The following is a 5718-nucleotide window of genomic DNA, read 5'->3' on the forward strand; positions in this document are numbered from 1 at the left end:
CGTTCCCATGGGAAGAAGTCGCCTTCGGGCTTGCGGCCGAAGTGGCCGTAGGCGGCGGTGGGCTGGTAGATCGGCTTGTTGAGGCCAAGGTGGGTGCGGATGGCGCGCGGGGTCAGGCCGCCAAGGCGCGTGATCGCAAGGATCGCCGCTTCGATGGCATCATCGCCATGGGGGCTGGTGTCGTGCGTATCGACATAGAGCGAGAGCGGCTGCGAGACGCCGATGGCGTAGGCAATCTGGATGGTGCAGCGCGTGGCGAGGCCCGAGGCGACCACATTCTTGGCAAGGTAGCGGGTGATGTAGGCTGCCGAGCGATCGACCTTGGTCGGGTCCTTGCCCGAGAACGCGCCGCCGCCGTGCGGGCTGGCGCCGCCGTACGTATCGACGATGATCTTGCGGCCGGTGAGGCCTGCGTCGCCGTCCGGTCCGCCGATCTCGAACGAGCCGGTCGGGTTGATGTAATACTTGGTGTCGCGCAGCAGCACCGGCGGGATCACGTCGGCGACAACGCGCTTCACGTAATCGTGCAGCTCGGCTTCGTTCTCGCCTTCGTCATAGCCTGGCGCATGCTGGGTGGAGACGACCACGGCGGTGGCGGCGACGGGCAGCGAGCCTTCGTAACGCAGCGTCACTTGGCTCTTGGCGTCAGGCTCGAGGAACGGGGCCGCGCCTGAGTGGCGGTCGGCGGCCATGCGCTCGAGAATCTTGTGGCTGTAATAGAGCGTCGCGGGCATCAGGTCGGGCGTCTCGTCGGTGGCATAGCCGAACATGATGCCCTGATCGCCTGCGCCTTCGTCCTTGTTGTCGCCTGCGTCGACGCCCTGCGCGATGTGCGCGGATTGGCCGTGGAGGTGGTTGAGGAACGTGAAGGTCTCCCAGTGGAAGCCCTCCTGCTCATAGCCGATGCGCTTTACTGTCGCGCGCACCGCCTGCTCGATTTCTTCCTGCGCGCCGGGTGCCCATTCGCCGTTCTCGTAAACGCCCTTGCAGCGGATTTCGCCGGCCAGCACGACCAGCTGCGTTGTCGTCAGCGTTTCGCAGGCGATGCGCGCTTCGGGATCCTTTGAAAGGAAAAGATCGACGATGGAGTCGCTGATCTGGTCGGCGACTTTGTCGGGATGGCCTTCGGAAACGCTCTCGGAGGTAAACAGGTAATCGCTGCGCATGGATGAATCCTGATATAAAGCTTTCTTTATATCTCCCCTAGCGAGATCGCTTGGCGCTTGCAACCATGATAGCGCAGACCAGCAATAGAGCAGCCCAGATCAGCGCAAGCGCATTTCCGATGCGCGCAAACAAGGTGGGCGGATGGGCAGGGGGCACCATTCCATCGAGGCGCCCTGCCACCCCCAGCGGCAGGAATTGGCGCACCACGCCGTCGGCATCGATCACCGCGCTGATCCCGGTGGTGGTCGAGCGCAGCACCGGCAGGCCCTCTTCGATCGCGCGCATCCGCGCCTGCGCCAGATGCTGGGGCGGGCCCCACGCTCCAAACCAGCCGTCGATCGAGGGATTGAAGATGTAGTCCGGCCGTGCCGAACGGTCGGTCACTTCGCCTGAAAAGATGATTTCATAGCAAACCTGAACGCCTGCCTTGCCCCAGCCGCCCTTGGCCGGATTGCCAAAGTCGGTGGTCCGGGGGCCGGGGCCGGCAAGAAAATCGACCGTTCCCCCGACCAGCCGCGAAAGACCGATCGATTCGAGAATCGGCCGCATCGGCAGATATTCGCCATAAGGCACCAGATGCGCCTTGCTATAGCTGCCCCGGATGGTGCCCCGGCCATCGAGCGCGGTGACCACGTTGCTCGCGCCGACGATGCGGCCATTTTGCTGGGCAAGATCGGTCGCCCCTGTCAGCAGCAGGCTGCGCGGGCCGATCACCTTGCCCATCCGCGACCGCGCCAAGGCGGGATCGGCCCCATAGGTGCTCTGCGCATACCAGATCGGCGCGTAGCCGGGTCGCAGATAATCGGGCACGCCGCCTTCGGGCCAAAGCACCAGCCGGGTCTGCGCCGGGTTCACCGGCAGGGAAAGCCCCGCCGTGGTGCGGAAATGATCCTCGAACCGGGCGGCATCGTTGATCTGGTCTTGCGGCGTGTTCGGCTGGACCAGTGTGAACGCCAGCGTGCCTTCCTCGCCGCTCCCTCCCAGCGGGAGGAGGAACAGTGCCCCCGGCAGGAGCGCATGGATGGCCGCCGCGCGCCATTTCTGCAATTTTGCCGCGCGCGCGGCAAACAGCCATTGGCCCGCCAGCAACACGACCAGACCGGACAAGGCATACGTGCCCAGCCAAGGCGCGATGAGGGAAAGGCCCGGCCGGGAAAAAGGGCCGAGCGCTACCACCGCCAGCGGGTTCCAGGGAAACCCGGTGAAGGCCCAAGCGCGCAACCATTCGGCAATGATCCAGAAGGCCGCGAGGGCGGGAACCAGCGCCGCCTGCCGCCGCCGCGCCAGCATCGCCGCCGCCCATGCCGCGAGCGCCGGAAAGATTGCGAGATAGCTCGCCAGCAGCAGCACCGCGATCCAGCCGAGCCATGCGGGCATTTGTGCCTGATACGTAAAGGCCTTGGCAATCCAGTTGTTGCCAACAGCGAACAGGCCCAGCCCGAACAGCCAACCGCTTCCGGCGGCGCGCAGCGGGCTGCGCGCCGCCTCGATTCTGCCGATGCAATAGGCCAGCGCCAGCAGGGTTGCCGGCCACAGCGCGAGCGGCTGGAAACCGGTTGCGGCGGCCCCCCCTGCGGCGATCAGACCGATTCCGCTGCCCCATACATCGCGGCCGCGAGAGCGGCCTTGCGCCGTCATGCCCGGATCATCCGCCGATACATCCTGATGCTGCGCAGGTTGCCGCGAAGATCAACCTTCGGCCGGTGCCGCCGCTTCGGGCAAAGGGGTGTTGCGCGGACGACCACGGCGCTTGGGCGCGGGCGCTTCTGCATCAGGGATTTCGAATGCGGCGTCTGCCGGCGCATCGGCGGGTACCATGCGTTCGGGCTCGGTCAATTCGGGTTCGGTCAATTTGGGTTCGGCCAGTTCGGGCTCCGCCCGAATGCCAATCGCGGGAGGCAGGATCGACGGATCGAGGCTCGCAGTCGGCGCTGCATCGGCTTCGCGCGGGGCGCGGCCGTCGCGGCGCGGACGAAGCCCGCGCGGTCCGCGATTATCGCGCACGAACGGGTTCTCATCGGCACCGCCGACCGGCTCGCCTTCGGCGGCACGCACCATTTCAGCCTGGGCGCTCTGGGCTGGGCCACTCTGGGTAGAAGCAATCTCCGCGTGCGGGCGGCGATCCTCGCGCGGCTCGCGCGGCGGGCGTGCATCGCGCTGATGGCGTGGTTCAGCGCCGGAACGTTCGCCGGATTCGCGGGGAGCGCCCGCATTGTTCTCGCGTTCGCGGGTATCGCCATCGCGCCCATCGCGCCCGTCGCGATTGCCATCGCGAAACTGGTCGCGCGGCTGCTCTCGTGGCTGATCGCGCGGGTTTTCGCGTTGGTTCTCACGGGGCGCATCGCGTTCATCGCGGCGGCCTTGGCGATCGAATCCGGCGAAATCGGCATCCATGCCATATTCCATCGTATCGTCTTCGGCCTCGCCCTCGCTCCAACGATCACCCGCAGCTCCGCCGTTCTGGCGTGGGCGTTGATCGTCCGGGCGCACGCGGCTGTCGGCGATCACCCGGAAATAATGATCGGCAAACTGAAGGTAGTATTCGGCTTGGACCCGGTCACCGTTGAGGTGCGCGTCCTGCGCTTGTTTGCGATATTTTTCGAGCATCTGGGGCGCATTGCCCCGTGCGCGGCTATCGATGCGGTTGAGTTGCTGGCCGCCGCCGCCACCTTGCGGACGATTATTGGTCCTGCCGCGGCGGCGGTTGTTATTGTTCCCACGATTGTTGTTCAAGTCAGACACATCCTTGTCCGGGACGGCCCATCCGGTACGTCCAAAATACCGTGCGGCCGCGCCACCCTTTACCCCGTGCTCGCGGTGCGCGATGCCGTGGTTCCCAGCATCTGCGTGTTATCGGTTAGCGTAACCGATCATCATTGCAGATGGTGGATCTGGCCGGGACGGGAAAACCTCATCCGTCACCCCTGCCTGCCCTCTAGGTAGTCGGCAGCTTACGCCTTGCCAAGTGAAATATTCGGTAACACCGCCATTTCAAGCGCGCGCGGCCGCCCGGCCAGATCGCGGTGAAGCTTTGCCGACAAGTCGGCGGCATGCGCCAGCGCCTTGACCGCGTCGGCCTGCGTTGCGCCGATCTCGATCATCGCTGCCCCGCCGGGCATCAGGAGCCGGGAAAGCTGCGGCATCAGCACGCGGTAAGCATCCAGCCCGTCCGCTCCGGCAAACAGCGCTTCGGCAGGCTCAAACCCGCGCACCGATGGCGCCAGTTCGGCCTCGCGCTCGACATAGGGCGGATTGGCGAGGATGAGGTCGAATTGCCCAAGATCATCCGCCCAATCCGGCGCACTCCAGTCGCGCTGAACCACGCTGGCCTTGCCGTGGCGCGCGGCATTGCCCTGCGCGATCTGGCAGGCGGCGTGCGAGCGGTCGATGCCGATGGCCTCGGCCTCGCTCCACAGCGATTGCGCCGCGATCAACAGCGCGCCCGATCCTGTGCCAAGGTCGAGAATGCGCCCTGGCGGGCATTCGCCAAAGCGCGCTCGCGCCGCATCGATCAGCACTTCGGAATCCCCCCGGGGGATCAACACTGCCGGGCTCACATCCAGTTCAAGGCCATAAAACGATTGTGAACCAAGGATATAGGCGACGGGTTCGTGGGCCAGACGGCGCTCCAGCAACGACCTGAAGCTGGCTGGAGGTTGCCCATCCAGGTGCCGCAGCAGCAAGTCGCTGCGCGTGATGCCAAGCGCATGCGCCATCAGCACTTCGGCATCGAGCCGCGCGGTGTCGCTGCTCGCCGCAAGCTGTGCCGCCCCCGTGCGGATCGCTGCGCCGATCGTCGGCGGCGCGCTGTCGGGCATCCCCAATTCAGGTATCAAGCGCGGCCAGCCGCTTGGCCTGGTCTTCGGCAATCAGCGCGTCGATCAGCTCGCCGAGCCCGGCGCCTTCGAGCACTTCGGGCAGGCGATGAAGCGTCAGGTTGATGCGGTGATCGGTCACGCGGCCTTGCGGAAAATTGTAGGTGCGGATGCGTTCGGATCGGTCGCCCGATCCCACCATTGCCTTGCGCGCCTCGGCCTCTGCGCCATGGGCCTCGGCGCGGCGCAAATCATAAAGGCGGGTGCGCAGCACCTGCATCGCCTTGTCCTTGTTCTTGTGCTGGCTGCGCTGGTCCTGCTGGATCACGACAAGGCCGGTGGGCAAGTGGGTGAGGCGCACCGCGGAATCGGTGGTGTTGACATGCTGCCCGCCCGCGCCGCTCGCGCGGTAGATGTCGATCTTGATGTCGCCGGGATCGATTTGCACATCCACTTCGTCGGGCTCGGGCAGCACCGCCACCGTCGCCGCGCTGGTATGGATGCGCCCGCCGCTCTCGGTCACGGGCACACGCTGCACGCGGTGGACCCCGCTTTCATACTTCAGCCGGGCAAACACCCCGGTACCCGCGATATTGGCGACGACTTCCTTGAAGCCGCCGATCTCGTTGGCGCTGGTGCTGATCACCTCGATCCGCCAGCCCTGCTCGGCGGCAAACTTTTCATACATGCGCAGCAGATCGGCGGCAAACAGCGCGGCCTCGTCCCCGCCGGTGCC

Annotated in this window: 5 protein-coding genes and 1 pseudogene; all 6 read right to left on the bottom strand. The window is 65.9% G+C overall.

Annotated features, from left to right (window positions below; genetic code table 11):
* Nucleotides 1-1166, bottom strand: a 1166-nt coding sequence (metK, locus tag Q0O40_RS15085; protein WP_295531707.1) for a methionine adenosyltransferase, incomplete at its 3' end; no start/stop codon positions are given.
* A 37-nt stretch (nt 1167-1203) separates the two neighbouring features.
* Nucleotides 1204-2805 (bottom strand): apolipoprotein N-acyltransferase, encoded by a 1602-nt coding sequence (gene lnt / locus Q0O40_RS15090; protein ID WP_295531710.1) that lies wholly within the window; start codon nt 2803-2805, stop codon nt 1204-1206.
* A 51-nt stretch (nt 2806-2856) separates the two neighbouring features.
* Entirely contained in the window at nt 2857-3225 is a 369-nt protein-coding gene (locus Q0O40_RS15095) for a hypothetical protein (protein ID WP_295531719.1), read from the bottom strand.
* A gap of 492 nt (nt 3226-3717) precedes the next feature.
* Nucleotides 3718-3909: pseudogene (locus Q0O40_RS15100) on the bottom strand (DUF4167 domain-containing protein); the annotation flags it as partial.
* 209 nt (nt 3910-4118) lie between these two features.
* Entirely contained in the window at nt 4119-4985 is an 867-nt protein-coding gene (gene prmC, locus Q0O40_RS15105; RefSeq protein ID WP_295531713.1) for a peptide chain release factor N(5)-glutamine methyltransferase, read from the bottom strand.
* Nucleotides 4986-4992: 7 nt separating this feature from the next.
* The coding region (prfA, locus tag Q0O40_RS15110) for a peptide chain release factor 1 (RefSeq protein WP_295531716.1) at nt 4993-5718 on the bottom strand (726 nt) is incomplete at its 5' end.

Origin of the sequence: Novosphingobium sp. Chol11, from assembly GCF_945870625.1 — a bacterium.
Classification (GTDB): Bacteria; Pseudomonadota; Alphaproteobacteria; order Sphingomonadales; family Sphingomonadaceae; genus Novosphingobium.

Excerpts from the sequence above, each read along its gene's own strand:
- lnt (WP_295531710.1), bottom strand. The coding sequence starts at position 2,805 with ATGACGGCGCAAGGCCGCTCTCGCGGCCGCGATGTATGGGGCAGCGGA.
- Q0O40_RS15095 (WP_295531719.1), bottom strand. The coding sequence starts at position 3,225 with ATGGTGCGTGCCGCCGAAGGCGAGCCGGTCGGCGGTGCCGATGAGAAC.
- prmC (WP_295531713.1), bottom strand. The coding sequence starts at position 4,985 with ATGCCCGACAGCGCGCCGCCGACGATCGGCGCAGCGATCCGCACGGGG.